Consider the following 18975-nt stretch of genomic DNA (forward strand, 5'->3'; position numbering starts at 1 on the left):
TCCGACGTTTCAAACTCTAGCCGATCCCCGCTCCGAAAAGCGAATCGGCCGCAATCTCCGGAAAAGCGCACGACGAATACGAACGGGGACGCGAAAGACACGCGACCCGCCACGGATCAGCCGAACCGGTTTTCCAAGGGATTGGCCGCCCCGGGACCGTCCACGCCGACACGTGTCCGGTGCTCCCTGCCGAGCGACCAGTGAACACTACGCCGGATCCGGGCCCGGTGCAAACAACCGCCCGCAGTGAGCGGTGACAGCCGGGATGACAGCCGGAAGGCCGGCCCCGGGTGGGGGCCGGCCTTCGGTCGTGCCGGGGCGCGGTGGACTGCTCAGTTGTTGGTGGGGAAGCCCAGGTTGATGCCGCCGTGCGAGGGGTCGAGCCAGCGCTGGGTGACGGCCTTGCCGCGGGTGAAGAACTGGACGCCGTCGGCGCCGTAGGCGTGGGAGTCGCCGAACAGCGAGGCCTTCCAGCCGCCGAAGGAGTAGTAGGCGACGGGGACGGGGATCGGCACGTTGATGCCGACCATGCCGACCTCGACCTCGTTCTGGAAGCGCCGGGCGGCGCCGCCGTCGTTGGTGAAGATGGCGGTGCCGTTGCCGTACGGGTTGGCGTTGATGAGCTCCAGGCCCTCGTCGTAGGAGGGGACCCGGACGACCGACAGGATCGGGCCGAAGATCTCGTCGTTGTAGACGGACATGCCCGGCTTGACGTGGTCGAACAGGGTGGGGCCGAGCCAGAAGCCGTCGGCGGTGGGGGCGCCGGTGGCGTCCTCGGCGGCGATGGCGTGCTTGCGGCCGTCGACGGCCAGCTCGGCGCCGTCGGCGACGCCGGACTCGACGTAGGAGGTGACCTTGTCGCGGTGCTGGCCGGTGACCAGGGGGCCCATCTCGGAGTCGCCGTTGCAGCCGGGGCCGACCTTGAGGGTGGCCATCCGCTCCTTGATCTTGGCGACCAGCTCGTCGCCGATCGGGTCGACGGCGACCAGGACGGAGACGGCCATGCAGCGCTCGCCGGCCGCGCCGAAGCCGGCGTTGATGGCGGCGTCGGCGGCCAGGTCGAGGTCGGCGTCGGGGAGCACCAGCATGTGGTTCTTGGCGCCGCCGAGGGCCTGCACGCGCTTGCCGTAGCGGGTGCCGTTCTCGTACACGTAGCGGGCGATGGGGGTGGAGCCGACGAAGGAGACCGACTTGACGTCGGGGTGCTCCAGGAGGCGGTCGACGGAGACCTTGTCGCCGTGGACGACGTTGAAGACGCCGTCGGGGAGGCCGGCCTCCTTCCACAGCTCGGCGATGAAGTTGGCGGCGGACGGGTCCTTCTCGGACGGCTTGAGGATGACCGTGTTGCCGGCCGCGATGGCGATCGGGAAGAACCACATCGGCACCATGGCCGGGAAGTTGAACGGCGAGATGATGGCGACCGGGCCGAGCGGCTGGCGGATCGAGTAGACGTCGACGCCGGTGGAGGCCTGCTCGGTGAAGCCGCCCTTGATCAGCTGCGGGATGCCGCAGGCGTACTCGACGACCTCCTGGCCGCGGGCCAGCTCGCCGAGGGCGTCGGAGTGCACCTTGCCGTGTTCGGAGACGATGATCGCGGCGAGTTCGTCCTTGCGGGCGTTGAACAGCTCGCGGAAGTTGAACAGCACCTGGGTGCGCTTGGCGATGGAGGCCTGGCGCCAGGTGGTGAACGCCTGGGCGGCAGCGGCGACCGCCTGGTCGACCTCGGCGATCTCGGCGAAGTCCACCTGGCCGGTGACCTGGCCGGTGGCCGGGTCGTGGATGTCGCCGCGGCGGGGCGCGGTTCCGGCGGTGGCGACGTACTGGCCGCCGATCCAGTGGGTGATGTGCTTGCTGCTCAAGGGTCTCTGCCTCCGATGTCCACGGATGTCCCGCGCTCGTCCTCCAGTCTGCGCGGGACGGCCGGCCCGCTCAACGAGCATCCTGACGGGGAAGCGCGATTCACCCTTACAGGTCGTCGGAGCGCTCCGCCTGGTCCGGGGAGTCTGGGGAGTCCAGGCGGTCGAGGTGGTCGAGGTGGTCCAGGTAGGGGTCGTGCAGGCCGTCGGCGAGGGCGGTGGTCTCCAGCAGGTCGAGGCGCAGGTCCTGGGCCCAGGTCTCGGCCCACTGCCGGGTGCCGGTGGCCTCGGGCGGGAGCAGGGCGGCGGCGGTCTCCAGCCGGTCGGCGAGCGCGCGGGCGGTGAAGTCCTCGTCGAACGCGCCTGCCAGGGAGAGAAGTTCGCCCTCCCGCCGGTGGTCGGTGAGGGCGTGCAGGGCCTGGAGGTCGGCGGGCAGGGCGCGTTCGCAGAGGGTGAGGACGGCGAGCGCGGCGGTGTCGTCCAGCGCGGCGACTGGGACGGGGGCGCCGTCGGGGAGGGTCGGCGGGTGGCGCAGCGGTTCGCGGCGCAGTTCGACGCCGAGCGGCGGCAGCTCGGCCCGTGGGGTCTCTCCCGGGGCGCCGTTCAGGGGCTGCTCAGCCGCGCTGACGGCGAGTTGGCGGCGGCGGGCGGTGCCGGGCGGCGTCTGGACGCGGTGGCCGGCGGCGCGGAGGGTCTCGGCGAGTCCGGTGGCGAGGTCGGCCAGCGGCGGGCCTTCGGCGGTGACCAGCAGCAGGTCGGTGCCGCGGACGGGGGCGGCCAGGCCGTGCAGGCGCAGCGCGTCCGGTCCGGCCAGCGTGAGGCCGTGCCGCAGGCAGTACGGCTGGACAGCGGCGAGCAGCGCGGCCCGGTCGCGGTCCCGATCGAGTTCGCGGTCGCGGTCCCGAACACGCTCGCGGTCGCCGGGCGGCCCGGGTTCGTCGACGAGGTGGGCGGGGCTGGTGTCGTCCATGGGGTCAGTCTGTCCCGTCCGGCCCGATCCAGTGCAGTCCGTTCCGTCCCGTCCGCTCCCGTCCGTCCCGCGCCCCACCCGTCCCGTCCGGGTACGGCCCGCGCAGGTGCGCGGCGGCGTCGTGCAGGGCGAGTTCGAGGGCGCGGGGGTCGACGAGCCGGCCGTCGGGGTGCGGGGGGATCAGCCAGTGCGGGCCGCGGGTGGGGCGGGTGGGGTGCGGGACGGCGATCCAGGTGCCGTCGCCGGAGGCGCGGATGCCGGTGCCGGTCCAGCGTTCGGCGGTGCCGACGGGGACGAGGAAGCCGACGGTGTCGCCGTCGGGGTCCTCCAGGACGGGGCCGCCGCCGGGCCGGTCGAGCAGTGCGGCGGCGGGGCGGCCGAGCGGGCCGGGGGCGTGCAGGACGTCCCAGCGGCGGCCGGCGGGGAGCAGGGCGAGGCCGAACCGGGTGCGTTCCCAGGTGCGCCGGCACTGGTCGGGGTCGGGGGCGGCCTCGGCCAGCCAGTGCAGGGCGCTGGGGTGGCGGACGGTGCTCACGGGCGGTTCCTCGTCTCTCCCGGGTGGCGGGCGGCGGGCGGGGTGCCTGCTGCCGTCACCCGGGAGAGCGGGGTACCGGGGATCTCTTACACGGATCGGCGGGCCGCCCGCGGGCGGCCCGTGGTCAGCGGTCGCCGAAGATCGTCCGGTGCCAGTCCTTGCGGGCGACCGCGGTGGTGTCGAACATGACGTGCTTGACCTGGGTGTACTCGTCGAGCGAGTACTGCGACATGTCCTTGCCGTAGCCGGACGCCTTGTACCCGCCGTGCGGCATCTCGCTGATGATCGGGATGTGGTCGTTCACCCAGACGCAGCCGGCCGCGATCTCGCGGGTGGCGCGCAGCGAGCGGTGGACGTCGCGGGTCCAGGCGGAGGCGGCCAGGCCGTAGGGGGTGTCGTTGGCCAGGCGCAGGCCCTCCTCGTCGCTGTCGAAGGGCAGCACGACGAGGACCGGACCGAAGACCTCGCCCTGGACGACCTCTCTGTCCTGGGCGGCGCCGGTGATCAGGGTGGGGCGGTGGTAGGCGCCGAGCGCGAGGTCGGTGCCGTCGTGGCCCTTGCCGGTGGCGGGGCCGCCGGTGACGACGGTGGCGTAGGAGCGGGCGCGCTCGACGAAGCCGGCGACCCGGTCGCGGTGGGCGTAGGAGACCAGCGGGCCGAGGTCGGTCCGCGGGTCGAGCGGGTCGCCGAGCCGGATGCCCTCGTAGAGCTCGGCGACGCCGGCCACGAAGGCGTCGTAGAGCGGGCGCTGGACGTAGGCGCGGGTGGCGGCGGTGCAGTCCTGGCCGCTGTTGATCAGGGAGGCGGCGACGGCGCCGTGCACGGCGGCGTCGAGGTCGGCGTCGTCGAAGACCACGAAGGGGGCCTTGCCGCCGAGTTCGAGGTGGGTGCGCTTGACGGTGGCGGTGGCGATCTCGGCGACCCGCTTGCCGACGGCGGTGGAGCCGGTGAAGGAGACCATCGCGACGTCGGGGTGGCCGATCAGGTGCTCGCCGGCGGTGCGTCCGGCGCCGGTGACGACGTTGACGACGCCGTCGGGGATGCCGGCGGCGGTGCAGGCGCGGGCGAACATCAGCGAGGTCAGCGGGGTGATCTCGGCGGGCTTGAGGACGATGGTGTTGCCGGCCGCGATGGCCGGGAGGATCTTCCAGGCGGCCATCTGGAGCGGGTAGTTCCAGGGCGCGATGCTGCCGACCACGCCGATCGCCTCGCGGCGTACGTACGAGGTGTGGTCGCCGCTGTACTCGCCGGCGGCCTTGCCCTCCAGGTTGCGGGCGGCGCCCGCGAAGAACGCGGTGTTGTCGATCGTGCCGGGGACGTCGAACTCGGTGGAGAGCTTGATCGGCTTGCCGGTCTGCGCGGTCTCGACCCGGGCGAAGTCCTCGGCGTGCTCGGCCAGGATGCCGGCGAGGCGGTTGAGCGCCTCGGAGCGGGCGCCGGGGGTGGCGCCGGACCACTCGGGGAGGGCGGCGCGGGCGGCGGCGACGGCGGTGTCGACGTCGGCGGCGGTGGCGAGCTCGACCTGCTGGACGGTGGCGCCGTTGGCGGGGTTGACCACGGCGAAGGGCTCGCCGCCGGAGCCCCGGGCGGGGCGGCCCGCGATGTGCTGCGCGCCCTCGTTGAAGCTGGTCAGGTCCATGAGCTGCCTCCATTGCCTACTCGACCCGGCCGACGATGCCTCGGTTCGGCCCCGGGGGCAAGCGTCACTCAGCAACGGCCCGGCCGAAGGGCCTTACACGCTGCAAGGCCGCGTCCGGGCGACAGGGCGTCGCCGTCGCGGATGATTGTCCTGACACCCTGAGAACCCCTTCCCCCTGAGAACCCCCCGGAGGTATCCGCGATGCTCCCCACCGTCGCCCGCGTGCTCGACCTCGACGTGATGCGGCGCGGGGTGCCCCAGGTGGTGGCCGGCGCGGCGGCGCTGGAGCGGCCGGTGCGCTGGGTGCACGTGAGCGAGCTGCCGGACGTGGCGGGGGTGCTGCGCGGCGGCGAGCTGGTGCTGTCGACGGGCATCGCGCTGCCGGAGGACCGGGAGGGGCTGGCCCGGTACGTGCGGGAGCTGGCCGAGGTCGGGGTGGCGGGGCTGGTGATCGAGTTCGGCCGGCGGTACTTCGACTCGCTGCCGCGGGCGCTGGTGGCGGCGGCGGAGCGGCACGGCCTGCCGCTGGTGGTGCTGCGCCGGGAGTTGAAGTTCGTCGCGGTGACCGAGGCGGTGCACGCGCTGGTGGTGAACGCGCAGCTGGAGCAGTTGCGGGTGTCCGAGGCCGTGCACCAGGTGTTCAACGAGCTGGCCACCGAGGGCGCGGAGCCCGCCGAGGTGGTGCGGCAGGTGGCCCGGATGGCGGGCGCGCCGGTGGTGCTGGAGAACCTGGCGCACCAGGTGCTGGCGCACGACCCGGCGGGGCGCGGCGAGGAGGAGCTGCTGGAGAACTGGGAGCACCGCTCGCGCGGCGTGCACCCGGCGGGCCGCACCGGCTACGACCCGCGCTCGGGCTGGCTGGTGACCACGGTCGGGGCGCGCGGCCAGGACTGGGGGCGGCTGGTGCTGGTGGACGAGCCGGTGCCGCTGCCGCCGGACGTGCCGCACCCGCACGCGATGCTGCTGGAGCGCGGTGCGGCGACGCTGGCGCTGAACCGGCTGGTGGTGCGCGACCGGGAGTCGCTGGAGCGGCAGACCCACCGCACCCTGCTGTCCGGCATCCTGACCCACGCGCTGACGGTCTCCGAGGTGGCGCTGCGCGCGCAGGCGCTGGGCGTGCCGCTGGAGGGCCGCCGGCTGGTGGGCGTGGTGCTGCGGCAGCGGCAGGGTCCGCTGCCGGCGGCGCTGGAGGCGCAGGCCCGGCTGCGGGACTTCACCGAGCTGGCGGCGACCGCGATCCGCACCTCCCGGCTGTCGGCGCTGGTCGGCGCGCTGGACGACGAGGGGGTGGGCCTGCTGGTGGCGCTGGGCTCGCAGCAGGAGGAGCACGCCTCGCTGGAGGCGTTCGCGGCGGCGCTGCGCCGGCTGTCCGCGGAGGCGGGCCGGGACGGGGCGGCGGCCGAGCCGGTGATAGCGGTCGGCTCCTCGGTGGGTTCGGTCCGGGACGCCCGGCGCACCCTGCTGGAGGCCACCCAGGTCGCGGACGCGGCGCTGCACGACGCGCCGGGCGGCCGGGCGGCGTACTACCGGCTGCCGGACGTCCGGCTGCGCGGCCTGCTGCACCTGCTGCGCGACGACGAGCGCCTGCAGACTTACGTGGAGCGGGAGTTGGGCCCGCTGCTGGCGTACGACGCGGAGCACGGCGGCCAGTTGGTGCAGATGCTGCGGATCTACCTGGAGCAGGGCCGCAACAAGTCGGCGGCGGCCGACGCCGCGCACCTGTCCCGGCCGTCGTTCTACGACCGGCTGCACAAGGTGGAGCGGATCCTGGGCGTCGACCTGGACCAGGTGGAGTCCTGCCTGTCGCTGCACGTGGCGCTGCTGGCGCTGGACGCGGTGCGCCGCTGACGGCGGGTCAGCGGCGCACCGCGGCCGGTCCCGCGGTCAGTCCCGCGGCCGGGGCGGCGGGACCTGGCCGCGGACCAGCAGTTCCAGGGCCTGCGCGTCGTGCCGGTCGCGGGCGTCGAGGGCGACCCGGGAGCCGTCCGCGAAGTACGCCTCGACCCGGTCGGACCAGGAGCCCATCCGCGGTTCGACCCGGGCGAGCTGCTGCCGGGGGATCTCGCCGTACGGGTGGTAGCCGTCGGAGAGGGCGCTGCCGAGCAGGATCCGGCGGTCGGTGAAGACCAGCACGACGCCGCGGTTCTCGTACCTCCGGTCGCCCGGGCCGCCGGTCAGCACCTGGACGGCGAACCGGCCGGCCTGGCTCTCCCAGCCGCCGGACAGGCCGCGGCCGCGGAGGATCCGCCGGAGGTTGCGGAAGAAGCCGCCGACGGCCTCCTCGATCGCGTCGACGACCGCGCCGAGCAGGTCGAGCAGGACGCCGAGCGCCTGGAACAGGCCGTCCCGTTCCTTCCGGTGGCGGCGCGGGACGCGGCGGAGCAGGTCGCTGAGCTGGATGTCGAGCACGGCGTGCACCTGCTCGCCGGGCGCCAGGTGGGGCGCCACCAGCGGCAGGTGCGAGCCGCCGCCGAGCCGCCGCGGCTCGTACACCTGCGGCGCGGCCGGGTACGGGTGCGGTCCCCGGCCGTACGGGTCGGCGCCGTACGGGCCCGTGCCCGGGGGGCCGCCGGTCATCCGAACGCCTCCGTCACGCGGTTGCCCGGTACCCGGTACGGCTCGCCGTCGGGCGGGCCGTCCAGCGCGCCGGCCACGGTGTCCAGGCCCTGGTCGCCGAGCAGGTTGTCGGTGAGGACGCCGGGGAAGTCGCCGGCGCCGGTGATCGCGCCCAGGCCGCCCTTGACGCCGCCCTTGACCGCGCCGAAGCCCTTGCCCAGGGCCTGCGCGGTGGCGAACTCGCCGAGGTTGGCCATCGAGGGGTTGCGGACCAGGTCGAGGCCGGACTTCCAGCGGTTGCCCCGGCCGCCGAGCTTGCGGACGGCCTTGGCGGCCTTGCGGGCCTTGTTGAACTTGCCCAGGGTGCGCGCCGCCTTCATCGCCTTGACGGCTTCGTGCAGTTCCTTGAGCGCCTTCTCCAGCTTGAGCGAGACCTGGCCCACCCGGGCGATGTAGATGGCGATCTCGCCCTCGACGATGAGCGCCTCGGCGGCGGTGGCCAGGCCCAGGGTGAGGATGTCGACCACCACGGAGGCGGCCAGGGTGATGATCAGGGTCTCGATGGCCTCGCGGATGATCTCGATGATCAGGTTCTCGGCGAGCTGGCACTCGGCGGCGGCCTGGCTGATGATCTGGGCGACCTGGGCCATGTCGGCGGCGGTGGCGTCGACCGCCTCGACGACGGTGGCCATGTGCCCGCCGAACGCGGTGGAGGCCGCGCCCTCCCAGCCGCCCTCGACCCGGGTGCCGGCCGCCCGCAGCTCCTCGGCGACCTCCTGCATCGCCTTCGCCTGGGCCTGCCACTCGTGCGAGGCGGCGGTCAGCGCCTGGAGGTCGCCGGTGACCTTCTCCAGCACGTCCATCAGCCCGGTGGCGTCCAGCGCCGCCTTGACGATGGAGTCGAGGCCCGCGTCGAGGCCCTCGCTGACCGGGTTCTCGAAGCTGGGCAGCGGGGGCAGTTGCCCGGCGACCCGGTCGCGGGTCCACCGGTACGCGTCGACCGCGTCGCCGAACGAGCCGGGGGCCAGGGTGCTCACTGGCCGCCCCCGTACACCGCGGCGGTCTCGTGCTCGTTGCTCTCGTAGTTGTCCACCGCGAACCGGACGCCCTCGGCGGTGCCGTCGAGCAGGTCGATCAGGTCGGCGAAGTTCTCCTGCTCCGCTTCGGCGTGCTCCTGGTAGGAGCCGTGCAGTTCGCCCGAGCCCGGCAGCTTACCGAAGGCCTCGGACGAGAGCTGGACGCCCGCCAGGGCCGAGCGGATCTGCGCGATCCGTTCGGCCTGGGCGTCCAGTACGGCCGCGTATCCGGTCAGTGCTTCGGGCTCGACCCGAAACCCCGTGTCCCCCATGACAGTTCCTTTGCTCTCAGGTCAGGCGAATCATCGTACTGATCCGATGAGCAAAGACATCCGGGGCCCCGGGTGGTTTCCCCGGAGCCCCTGTGGAGAAGTCGCGAAGGATCGTCAGACCGTGTGCGCGTCGGTGAGGGTGAGCACCTCGTCCAGCACGGCGAGACCGGTCTTGGCCTCCTCCTCGCTGACGTTGCACGGCGGCACCACGTGGAAGCGGTTCATGTTGGTGAACGGCCACAGGCCGCGCTGCTTGCAGGCCGCCGCGAGCTGCGCCATTGGCGCGTTGTCGGCACCGGCCGCGTTGTACGGCACCAGCGGCTCGCGGGTCTCCCGGTTCTTCACCAGGTCCAGCGCCCAGAACACGCCCAGGCCGCGCACCTCGCCGATCGAGGGGTGCCGCTCGGCCAGCTCGCGCAGGCCGGGGCCGAGCACGTGCTCGCCGATGTGCGCGGCGTGCTCCACGATGCCCTCCTCGGCCATCGTGTTGATCGTCGCCACCGCGGAGGCGCAGGCCAGCGGGTGGCCCGAGTAGGTCAGGCCGCCCGGGAACGCCTTCTGCGCGAAGGTCTCCGCGATCGCCCCGGAGATCGCCACGCCGCCCAGCGGCAGGTAGCCGGAGTTGACGCCCTTGGCGAAGGTCAGCAGGTCGGGGGTGATCCCCCAGTGGTCGGCGGCGAACCACGCGCCGGTGCGGCCGAAGCCGGCCATCACCTCGTCCAGGATGAACACGATCCCGTACCGGTCGCAGATCTCCCGCACGCCCACCAGGTAGCCGGCCGGCGGCACCAGGATGCCCGCGGTGCCGACCACGGTCTCCAGGATGATCGCCGCGACGGTGCCCGGGCCCTCGAACGCGAGGGTCTGCTCCAGGTGCGCCAGCGCGCGCTCGCACTCCTGCGCCTCGTTCTCGGCGTGGAAGTTCGAGCGGTACGGGTACGGACCCCAGAAGTGCACGATGCCCGAGACGCCGGCCTCGTTCGCCCAGCGGCGCGGGTCGCCGGTCAGGGCGATCGCGTTGGCGGTGGCGCCGTGGTACGAGCGGTAGGTGGAGAGCACCTTGTGCCGGCCGGTGTGCAGCCGGGCCATCCGGATCGCGTTCTCGTTCGCCTCGGCGCCGCCGTTGGTGAAGAAGATCTTGTCCAGGTCGCCGGGGGTCCGCTCGGCGATCAGCCGGGCGGCCTCGCTGCGCGACTCCTCGGCGAAGCCCGGGGCGATGGTGCACAGCTGCGCGGCCTTCGCCTGGATCGCCGCGACCACCTTCGGGTGCTGGTGGCCGATGTTGGTGTTCACCAGCTGCGAGGAGAAGTCCAGGTAGCGGTTGCCGTCGTAGTCCCAGAAGTAGGAGCCCTCGGCACCGGCCACCGCGAGGGGGTCGATCAGCGCCTGGGCGGACCACGAGTGGAAGACGTGCGCGCGGTCGGCGGCCTTGACGGCCTGCCCGGCGACCGAGTCAGCGGTGGGAGTGCTCATGCGACCAGCGTAGGGAGCGCCCCCGGCCCGGGGCAGCTCCATCCTGTCACGCGAGTCGCGCGCCGCCCTGACAGGGTGAAAAGCCGGGGGCGCGGGGAGGATTCCCCGCGCCCCCGGTGGACGCCTACCGCCCTCAGATCGCGGTCGTACTGCGCCCGACCGTCCTGACCCGCTAGATCGCGGTCATACTGCGCCCGACCGTCCTGACCCGCTAGATCGCGGTCATGACGTGCTTGATCCGGGTGTAGTCCTCGAACCCGTACGAGGACAGGTCCTTGCCGTAGCCGGACTTCTTGAAGCCGCCGTGCGGCATCTCGGCGACCAGCGGGATGTGGGTGTTGATCCACACGCAGCCGAAGTCCAGCCGGCGGGACATCCGCATCGCGCGGGCGTGGTCCTTGGTCCACACCGAGGAGGCGAGCGCGTACTCGACGCCGTTGGCGTACTCGACGGCCTGCTCCTCGTCGGTGAACTTCTGCACGGTGATGACCGGGCCGAAGACCTCGTTCTGGATGATCTCGTCGTCCTGCTCCAGGCCGGAGACCACGGTCGCCGCCCAGAAGTAGCCCTTGTCGCCGACCCGGTGGCCGCCGGCCTCGACCTTGGCGTGCGCGGGCAGCCGCTCGATGAAGCCGGCCACCTGCTCCAGCTGGTTGGCGTTGTTGAGCGGGCCGTACAGCACGTCCTCGTCGTCCACGCCGCCGGTCTTGGTGTCGGCGGCGGCCTTGGCGAGCGCCTCGACGAAGGCGTCGTGGATCGACTCGTGCACCAGCACGCGGGTGGCGGCGGTGCAGTCCTGGCCGGCGTTGAAGTAGCCGGCCACCGAGATGCCCTCGACGGCCTCGGCGATGTCGGCGTCCTCGAAGACCACGACCGGGGCCTTGCCGCCGAGCTCCAGGTGGACCCGCTTGACGTCCTTCGCGGCGGACTCGGCGACCTGCATGCCGGCCCGGACCGAGCCGGTGATGGAGGCCATCGCCGGGGTGCGGTGCTCGACCATCAGGCGGCCGGTCTCCCGGTCGCCGCAGATCACGTTGAAGACGCCGGCCGGCAGCTCCAGGTCCTTCAGCACGCCGCCGATGATCTCGGCCAGCAGCACGGTGGAGGCCGGGGTGGTGTCGGAGGGCTTGAGCACCACGGCGTTGCCCGCGGCGATCGCCGGGGCGAACTTCCACACCGCCATCATCATCGGGTAGTTCCACGGCGCGACCTGCGCGCAGACGCCGACCGGCTCGCGGCGGACGATCGAGGTCAGGCCGTCCATGTACTCGCCCGCGGCCTTGCCCTCCAGCAGCCGGGCGGCGCCGGCGAAGAAGCGCAGCTGGTCGACCATCGGGCCGATCTCCTCGGAGAGGGTCAGCCCGCGCGGCTTGCCGGTGTTGCGCACCTCGGCGTCGACGATCTCGTCGGCCCGGGCCTCGACCGCGTCGGCCACCTTGAGCAGCAGCTTCTGCCGGAGGGCCGGGGTGGAGTCCCGCCAGACCGGGAAGGCGGCCGCGGCGGCGGCCATCGCGGCGTCCACGTCGGCCGGGCCGGAGAGCGGGGAGGTCGCGTAGACCTCGCCCGTGGTCGGGTCGACGACGTCGAGCGTGCGGCCGTCCGCAGCGTCGACGAACTCGCCGTTGATGTAGTTGCGCAGCGTACGAAGCTCGCTCACGGTCTCTCCTCGGTCTGGGCCTGCGTCGTTGCAGCTCCGGGCGCCAGGTTACCCCTGGGTCCGGGGGGCCACGGCATGTCAGCGACAAGTCACGATCGGCGGGGTGCAGGGTCGCGCGTGTATGTGGCCAGGGTACCCATGCCACTGCCGTTATCGACAGAGGCTCCCGTCGAGAGCCACGCTTTCCGCGTCCGATCTTCGAAAGGGCGACGAAATCAGCAGCACGGCCGCTTGCGATTCCGCCGCCCGTCAGGCACAGTGGCGGCGTGGCCAACCGTGACCGGAACGCCAGCGTTCCCCTCGACGCCGCCTCCAAGGCGATCATCGAGCAGCTCCAGGAGGACGGGCGCCGTCCGTACGCCGCCATCGGCAAGGCCGTGGGCCTGTCCGAGGCGGCCGTCCGGCAGCGCGTCCAGAAGCTGCTCGACCAGGGCGTGATGCAGATCGTCGCCGTGACCGACCCCCTCACCGTCGGATTCACCCGCCAGGCGATGGTGGGCATCCGGGTGGAGGGCGACATCGAACCGGTCGCCGACGCGCTGGCCGCCTTCGACGAGGTCGACTACGTGGTGTGCACCGCGGGTTCGTTCGACCTCCTCGCCGAGCTGGTGTGCGAGGACGACGAGCACCTCCTCGAACTGATCAACAAGCGCATCCGCGCGCTTCCCGGCGTGCGGAGCACCGAGAGCTTCGTTTACCTGAAACTCCGGAAACAGACCTACACCTGGGGCACCCGATGACAGCCGACCCGGCGCAGAAGGACCTTTCCAAGACCGCCTACGACCACCTGTGGATGCACTTCACCCGCATGTCGTCGTACGAGAACTCCCCCGTGCCGACGATCGTCAAGGGCGAGGGCACCTACGTCTGGGACGACAAGGGCCGCAAGTACCTCGACGGCCTGGCCGGCCTGTTCGTGGTGCAGGCGGGCCACGGCCGCGAGGAGCTCGCCGAGGCCGCCGCCAAGCAGGCCAAGGAGCTGGCCTTCTTCCCGGTGTGGAGCTACGCCCACCCGAAGGCCGTCGAGCTGGCCGAGCGCCTGGCCAACTACGCCCCCGGCGACCTGAACAAGGTGTTCTTCTCCACCGGCGGCGGCGAGGCCGTCGAGACCGCGTGGAAGCTGGCCAAGCAGTACTTCAAGCTGACCGGCAAGCCCACCAAGTACAAGGTCATCTCCCGGGCCGTCGCCTACCACGGCACCCCGCAGGGCGCGCTGTCCATCACCGGTCTGCCGGGCCTGAAGGCCCCGTTCGAGCCGCTGGTGCCGGGCACCCACAAGGCCCCGAACACCAACATCTACCGCGCCCCGGCCTTCCTCGCCGGCCCCGACGGCACGGTCGACCCGGAGGCCTACGGCCGCTGGGCCGCCGACGAGATCGAGCAGGCCATCCTCTTCGAGGGCCCCGAGACCGTCGCCGCCGTCTTCGTCGAGCCGGTGCAGAACGCCGGCGGCTGCTTCCCGCCGCCGCCCGGGTACTTCCAGCGCCTGCGCGAGATCTGCGACCGCCACGACGTGCTGCTGGTCTCGGACGAGGTCATCTGCGCCTTCGGCCGCCTCGGCACCATGTTCGGCGCCGACAAGTTCGGCTACGTGCCGGACATGATCACCTGCGCCAAGGGCATGACCTCGGGCTACTCCCCGATCGGCGCCACGATCATCTCGGACCGCATCGCCGAGCCGTTCTACAAGGGCGACAACACCTTCCTGCACGGCTACACCTTCGGCGGCCACCCGGTCTCCTCCGCGGTGGCGCTGGCCAACCTCGACATCTTCGAGCGCGAGGGCCTGAACCAACACGTCCTCGACAACGAGTCGAAGTTCCTGGCCACCCTGAACAAGCTGCGCGACCTGCCGATCGTGGGCGACGTCCGCGGCAACGGGTACTTCTACGGCATCGAGCTCGTCAAGGACAAGATCACCAAGGAGTCCTTCAACGACGACGAGGTCGAGCGCGTCCTGTACGGCTTCCTCTCCAAGGCGCTGTTCGACAACGGCCTGTACTGCCGCGCCGACGACCGCGGCGACCCGGTCGTGCAGCTGGCCCCGCCGCTGATCTCCGACCAGTCGACCTTCGACGAGATCGAGCAGATCCTGCGGACCAGCCTGTCCGACGCGTGGCAGAAGATCTGATCCTCCTTCCCCACCCTCCGCCGAAGGGCGGTCCCGGCTCCTCACCGCCGGGACCGCCCTTCGGCGCGTCCCGGGCGCCGCCGCGAGCGTCCGGGCGGCCGGGTGGCCGAGCGTCCGGGCGGCCGAGCGTCCGGGCGGCCGGGTGCCGGGGCCCCGAGCGTCCGGCCACCGGCCGCCGCCGGGGTGAATCTGCCGTCCGACACGCCGTGTTCGGGGTGATTCGTCCCGGATCGGCCCCGTGCGGCGTGCCCGCGGCACCGTCCGATCGTTCTAATCTGACGACTGTCATATCCCCGTCGGCACCTGGATGGATCTCATGTCAGCGGCCCCGCCCGACAACGACGTGCTCTGGGCCCGAGGGATCGTCAAGTCCCACCACGGCACCCCCGCCCTGCGCGGCGTCTCGCTGGGCGTCCGCGAGGGCGAGATGCTCGCCGTCACCGGCCCGCGCGGCTCCGGCAAGTCCACCCTGCTCGGCTGCCTGTCCGCGCAGCTCCCGGTCGACGAGGGCGAGGTCTGGTTCCACAGCTCCCCCGTGCACACCCTGGGCCGGGCCGGACGCGAGAAGCTCCGCCGCGAACGCTTCGGCTACGTCGGCCCCGAACCGCACCTCGTCCCGGAACTGACGGCCCGGGAGAACGTCGCCCTCCCCCTGCTGCTGGCCGGCACCGGCCACCGCGCCGCCTACCGCGCCGCCGGCGAGTGGCTGGAGCGCCTCGACGTCGCCGACTGCGCCCGCCTGCGCCCGGCCGAGCTCCAGCAGGACCGGCGCCAGCGGATCGCCGTCGCCCGCGCCCTCGCCCCCCAGCCGCCGGTCGTCTTCGCCGACGACCCGACCGCGCCGCTGCACCGCGACGCCCGCGAACAGGTCATGCGGATACTGGCCAGCGCCGCCCGCTCGCACCGGCTGACCCTGGTGCTGGCCACCCACGACCCGGCGCTCGCCCGGTTCGCCGACCGCACCGTCCACCTGGTCGACGGCCGGCTCTCGACCGAGCCCGCCGACGCGCCCGCCGTCGCCGCCGGGAACTGAGGGGAGCGCCGTGTACTACCTCAGGCTCGCCCGCGGCTACCGCGCCCTCGACCTCGCCCGCTGGCTGCTCACCGCGACCGCCGCCGCCGTGGTCGCCGCCTTCCTGCTGCGCGCCCTCGGCCGGGCCCTCAACGGGACGGAGGGCAACCTCGAACGGCTGCTCTGGTGCCTGCCACCGCTCGCCGCCGTCGCCTGGTTCGCGGCCGTCGCCGCCCGGGCCGTCCCCGCCCAGCACCCCGAGCGGATCACCGGCCTCACCGCCGCCGGGGCCGGCCCCACCCGGATCCGGCTGCTGGTCGCCGGGGAGGTCGCGCTCGCCTGCGGGCTCGGCTCCGCGGTCACCCTGCTGCTGTTCCTGATCCTGCGCAACGACATCGCCGGGCCCTCGCTCGCCCCCGCCGTCGGCATGGGCGTCCCGCTGCCCGCCGCCGCGCCGGTCGTCCTGCTCGCGGTCCTCCCGCTGGTCGCCGGGGTCTCCGCGGCCGGCGCGATCCGCCTCCCCGACAGCCTCCCGGGACGGCCGGCCGAACCCGCCCGCACCCGCCATACCCTGCTGCGGGTGCTGCTGCCCGCCCCCGTCCTGCTCGCCGGACTCGGCCTCGAACTGTACGGGCTGCGCCCCGACGCCACCGACGCCGAACGCACCCTCGACCTCCCCGCCGGACTCCCCGCCACCAGCCCCGCGCTGCTCACCGGCTGGACGCTCACCGCGTTCGCCCTTGCGCTGTGGACCGGCCCGCTGCTCGCCCTGGCCGGCCGGCTGCTCGCCCTGCGCCGCCCCGCCCCGCTCCGGCTGCTCGCCGGCCGGACGCTCACCGCCCAGGCCCGCCGCCTCGGCACCCCGCTGGCCGTCCTCACCGCGGTCGTCGCGCTGGCGCTGGTCGCCTGGCGCAGCTGGGCCCGGACCGGCGCCGCCCTCCCCGGCCTCACCCTGGTCGAGGGCGCCCTCGTGCTCGCCTGCGCGGTCGCCGCCCTGGCCGCCCGCCTGCACGAACTGCGCGCCGACCGCGGCCCCACCCTCGACGCCCTCGACCGCCTCGGCACCCCGCCCGGCCTGCTCACCGGCACCGTCGCCCTCCGCGCCCTCGCCGCGGGCACGGTCCTGCTGCTGACCGGCGGACTGACGGTGCTGCTCTGCCCGCTGCCGTGAGACGCACCGAGGGGCCCGCCGTTCCCGGCCGGGCCCCTCGGTCGCGTCGGCGCGCGCGGTCGCGTCAGCCCGCGGCGGCCAGCTGCCCGCAGGCCCCGTCGATCTCCTGGCCGCGGGTGTCGCGGACGGTGGTGGGCACGCCGTGCGCCTGGAGGCGGCGGACGAACTCGCGCTCGTCCTCGGGCCGAGAGGCCGTCCACTTCGAACCCGGGGTCGGGTTGAGCGGGATCAGGTTCACGTGCACCCGGCGGTTCTTGATCAGGCGGCCGAGCAGGTCCGCCCGCCACGCCTGGTCGTTGATGTCCTTGATCAGCGCGTACTCGATGGACACCCGGCGCCCGGACTTCTCCGCGTAGTTCCACGCGGCGTCCAGCACCTCGTCGACCTTCCAGCGGGTGTTGACCGGCACCAGTTCGTCGCGCAGCTCGTCGTCCGGCGCGTGCAGCGACAGCGCGAGGCGGCAGCTCAGGCCCTCGTCGGCGAAGCGGTGCATGGCCGGAACCAGGCCGACGGTGGAGACGGTGATGCCGCGCTGGGAGAGACCGAAGCCGTCCGGGGACGGGTCGGTGAGGCGGCGGATCGCGGACAGGACGCGGTTGTAGTTGGCCAGCGGCTCGCCCATGCCCATGAACACCACGTTGGACAGCCGGGCCTCGCCGCCGGGGACCGCCCCGGTCCCGAGGTCGCGCATACCGGCCGCGATCTGCTCGACGATCTCCCCGGTGGACAGGTTGCGGGTCAGCCCGGCCTGGCCGGTCGCGCAGAACGGGCAGTTCATGCCGCAGCCGGCCTGCGAGCTGATGCACATGGTGACGCGGTCGGGGTAGCGCATCAGCACCGACTCGACCAGCGTGCCGTCGAACAGCTTCCACAGCGTCTTGCGGGTCGCGTCGTCGTCGCAGGAGACGTGCCGCACCACGGACATCAGCTCGGGCAGCAGCGCCTCGGTCAGCTTCGTCCGGCTCGCCGCCGGGATGTCCGTCCAGGTCTCCGGGTCGGCGGACATCCGGCCGAAGTAGTGGTTCGACAACTGCTTCGCGCGGAACGGCTGTTCGCCCAGCTCGGCAACGGCCTCCTTGCGCTCGGCGGGGCTGAGGTCGGCGAGGTGTCGCGGGGGCTTGGCGCCGCGCGGCGCGACAAAGGTCAGTTCTCCGGGCTTAGGCATGGTTCATCCAGTGTCGCAGACGCCGGGAACCGGTCCCGCCCCGCTCCGGGCGCCCCGCTCCGGGCCGGTGACGGAGGCCGGGGCGCTACCGGCGCGCGAGGAGGTAGACACAGCCCAGCATCACCGCGGAGCCGAGCAGGACCGCCAGGGCCACGAAGCCGACGACCAGCACGGCGACACCGGCGCTCACCCCGAGGCCGAACCGGGCCGCGCGCTCGGCCCGCTCGACGGCGGCTTCGTAGGCCGGATCGTCGTCCCGGGCTTCCTCGTTCACGGCACCTCCTCGCCGGCACCCTGCCGGCCTCCGGCCGGCCCGCTCCCGGGCGGGCCGAACGCGGTCCGGAACATGCGCAAGGGCCCGCCTCCGGCGGGGACCGGCCCGGCGGCGGGCCCCCCTCGGGGCCGGGGGAGGCTCGGGCTCAGCTGCCGACGAAGGCGGCGAGCAGCAGCCAGACCACGGGGGCGGTGGGCAGCAGCGAGTCCAGGCGGTCCATGATGCCGCCGTGGCCGGGGAGCAGGGTGCCCATGTCCTTGATGCCGAGGTCGCGCTTGATCATCGACTCGGCGAGGTCGCCGAGGGTGGCGGTGACCGCCGCGCAGCCGCCCAGGATCAGGCCCTGCCACCAGGTGCCGCCGTCGATCAGGTACTGCATCAGCAGCGCGCCGGCGATCATCGACAGGCCGATGCCGCCGGCCAGGCCCTCGCGGGTCTTGCCGGGGCTGATGGCGGGCGCGAGCTTGGTGCGGCCGAACTTGTAGCCGACGGCGTAGGCGCCGGTGTCGGAGCAGATGGTGACGACCAGGAAGAGCAGGATCCGCCAGGCGCCGTCGTCCGCGGCCAGGATCAGCGCGACGAAGGTGGCCAGGAACGGCACGTAGAAGGCGGTGAAGATGCCGGCCGTTATGTCGCGCAGGTAGTTCTCCGGCGGGACGGCCATCCGGGCCACCATCATCGCCAGGCCGGTCACCGCGAGGATCGCGGCGGCCCACTGGCCGCCCGCGAAGTAGCCGGTGACGACCATGCCCGCGCCGCCGACCATCAGCGGGACCTGCGGGACGCGGACGTCCTTGCGCTCGGCGAGCCGGCTGGTGAGCTCCCAGATGCCGACGGCCACGGCGGCCGCGACGACCACCACGAAGACCGCCTTGACCACGAACAGCGAGGCCGCGACGACCGCCCCGAGTCCGATGCCCACGCCTATCGCGGCGGGCAGGTTGCGGCCGCCGCGCGGCTTGCGGGGCTGCTGGTCGGTCTGGGCCACGGAGGTCTCCTGGGCGGGGGGCATGAACTGAGTCTGTGCCGCGCCGCCCCCTCGTCATGCCGGAGGCCGCCGCGCGTGACCCGTTTGGTGTCGGCCGGGTCGGGCCGCCGGGACCGGCCCGGCCGGAGCGGGGGCGGTCCCGGGTGGAGCGGGGGCGGTCCCGGGTGGAGCCGCGCCCCGGGCCGGGCGGTCGGGCCGCC

At 73.3% G+C, this 18975-nt stretch carries 17 protein-coding genes; 5 read left to right on the forward strand and 12 right to left on the reverse strand.

Annotated features, from left to right (window positions below):
* Positions 1-332 precede the first annotated feature (332 nt).
* The 4 genes from K353_RS27465 to K353_RS27480 all read right to left on the reverse strand — a co-directional run bounded on the left by K353_RS27465 (position 333) and on the right by K353_RS27480 (position 5000).
* Entirely contained in the window at positions 333-1859 is a 1527-nt protein-coding gene (locus K353_RS27465; RefSeq protein ID WP_100836178.1) for a CoA-acylating methylmalonate-semialdehyde dehydrogenase, read from the reverse strand.
* A 106-nt stretch (positions 1860-1965) separates the two neighbouring features.
* The gene (locus K353_RS27470) at positions 1966-2826 is read right to left on the reverse strand and encodes a hypothetical protein (protein WP_111556212.1); all 861 of its coding nucleotides are present in this window, start codon (positions 2824-2826) and stop codon (positions 1966-1968) included.
* A gap of 4 nt (positions 2827-2830) precedes the next feature.
* A complete protein-coding gene (locus tag K353_RS27475) occupies positions 2831-3361 on the reverse strand; it encodes a hypothetical protein (RefSeq protein WP_233533865.1) in 531 nt (176 codons plus the stop codon).
* Positions 3362-3485: 124 nt separating this feature from the next.
* Positions 3486-5000, reverse strand: coding sequence for a gamma-aminobutyraldehyde dehydrogenase (locus tag K353_RS27480; RefSeq protein WP_111556213.1), 1515 nt, complete (start codon positions 4998-5000; stop codon positions 3486-3488).
* Between the two features lie 201 nt (positions 5001-5201).
* Here K353_RS27480 and K353_RS27485 point away from each other — a divergent pair, with 201 nt between their 5' ends.
* Entirely contained in the window at positions 5202-6848 is a 1647-nt protein-coding gene (locus K353_RS27485) for a PucR family transcriptional regulator (RefSeq protein ID WP_111556214.1), read from the forward strand.
* Between the two features lie 36 nt (positions 6849-6884).
* Here K353_RS27485 and K353_RS27490 read toward each other — a convergent pair whose 3' ends face one another.
* From K353_RS27490 to K353_RS27510, 5 genes are all read right to left on the reverse strand, one after another.
* Positions 6885-7577, reverse strand: coding sequence for a hypothetical protein (locus K353_RS27490; RefSeq protein WP_111556215.1), 693 nt, complete (start codon positions 7575-7577; stop codon positions 6885-6887).
* On the reverse strand, positions 7574-8593 hold the full coding sequence (locus K353_RS27495) for a WXG100 family type VII secretion target (protein ID WP_111556216.1): 1020 nt from the start codon (positions 8591-8593) through the stop codon (positions 7574-7576). The genes K353_RS27490 and K353_RS27495 overlap by 4 nt, the downstream gene beginning before the upstream one ends.
* Positions 8590-8904 carry a WXG100 family type VII secretion target gene (locus K353_RS27500; RefSeq protein WP_111556217.1) on the reverse strand — a complete coding sequence of 105 codons (315 nt, stop codon included), beginning with the start codon at positions 8902-8904 and terminating at the stop codon, positions 8590-8592. The genes K353_RS27495 and K353_RS27500 overlap by 4 nt, the downstream gene beginning before the upstream one ends.
* Before the next feature lie 114 nt (positions 8905-9018).
* Positions 9019-10377: an aspartate aminotransferase family protein gene (locus tag K353_RS27505; RefSeq protein ID WP_111556218.1), complete on the reverse strand. Its 1359-nt coding sequence runs from the start codon at positions 10375-10377 to the stop codon at positions 9019-9021.
* A 211-nt stretch (positions 10378-10588) separates the two neighbouring features.
* Positions 10589-12034 carry a gamma-aminobutyraldehyde dehydrogenase gene (locus tag K353_RS27510; protein WP_111556219.1) on the reverse strand — a complete coding sequence of 482 codons (1446 nt, stop codon included), beginning with the start codon at positions 12032-12034 and terminating at the stop codon, positions 10589-10591.
* 266 nt (positions 12035-12300) lie between these two features.
* Between K353_RS27510 and K353_RS27515 the strand changes: the two genes are divergently transcribed.
* The 4 genes from K353_RS27515 (at position 12301) to K353_RS27530 (ending at position 16348) form a co-directional block, all read left to right on the forward strand.
* Positions 12301-12774, forward strand: coding sequence for an Lrp/AsnC family transcriptional regulator (locus tag K353_RS27515; protein WP_030458782.1), 474 nt, complete (start codon positions 12301-12303; stop codon positions 12772-12774).
* Positions 12771-14165, forward strand: a complete 1395-nt coding sequence (locus tag K353_RS27520; protein ID WP_111556220.1) for an aspartate aminotransferase family protein — start codon at positions 12771-12773, stop codon at positions 14163-14165. The genes K353_RS27515 and K353_RS27520 overlap by 4 nt, the downstream gene beginning before the upstream one ends.
* 316 nt (positions 14166-14481) lie before the next feature.
* The gene (locus K353_RS27525; RefSeq protein WP_111556221.1) at positions 14482-15198 is read left to right on the forward strand and encodes an ABC transporter ATP-binding protein; all 717 of its coding nucleotides are present in this window, start codon (positions 14482-14484) and stop codon (positions 15196-15198) included.
* Positions 15199-15208: 10 nt separating this feature from the next.
* On the forward strand, positions 15209-16348 hold the full coding sequence (locus tag K353_RS27530; RefSeq protein WP_111556222.1) for a hypothetical protein: 1140 nt from the start codon (positions 15209-15211) through the stop codon (positions 16346-16348).
* Between the two features lie 64 nt (positions 16349-16412).
* Here K353_RS27530 and rlmN read toward each other — a convergent pair whose 3' ends face one another.
* The 3 genes from rlmN to K353_RS27545 all read right to left on the reverse strand — a co-directional run bounded on the left by rlmN (position 16413) and on the right by K353_RS27545 (position 18799).
* On the reverse strand, positions 16413-17513 hold the full coding sequence (gene rlmN, locus K353_RS27535) for a 23S rRNA (adenine(2503)-C(2))-methyltransferase RlmN (RefSeq protein WP_111556223.1): 1101 nt from the start codon (positions 17511-17513) through the stop codon (positions 16413-16415).
* Between the two features lie 85 nt (positions 17514-17598).
* Positions 17599-17787 (reverse strand): hypothetical protein, encoded by a 189-nt coding sequence (locus K353_RS27540; RefSeq protein ID WP_111556224.1) that lies wholly within the window; start codon positions 17785-17787, stop codon positions 17599-17601.
* 145 nt (positions 17788-17932) lie between these two features.
* The gene (locus tag K353_RS27545) at positions 17933-18799 is read right to left on the reverse strand and encodes a phosphatidate cytidylyltransferase (RefSeq protein ID WP_111556225.1); all 867 of its coding nucleotides are present in this window, start codon (positions 18797-18799) and stop codon (positions 17933-17935) included.
* Between the last annotated feature and the right edge of the window lie 176 nt (positions 18800-18975).

The sequence above is a fragment of the Kitasatospora sp. SolWspMP-SS2h genome (genome assembly GCF_003259315.1).
In the GTDB taxonomy this organism is placed as follows: domain Bacteria; phylum Actinomycetota; class Actinomycetes; order Streptomycetales; family Streptomycetaceae; genus Kitasatospora; species Kitasatospora fiedleri.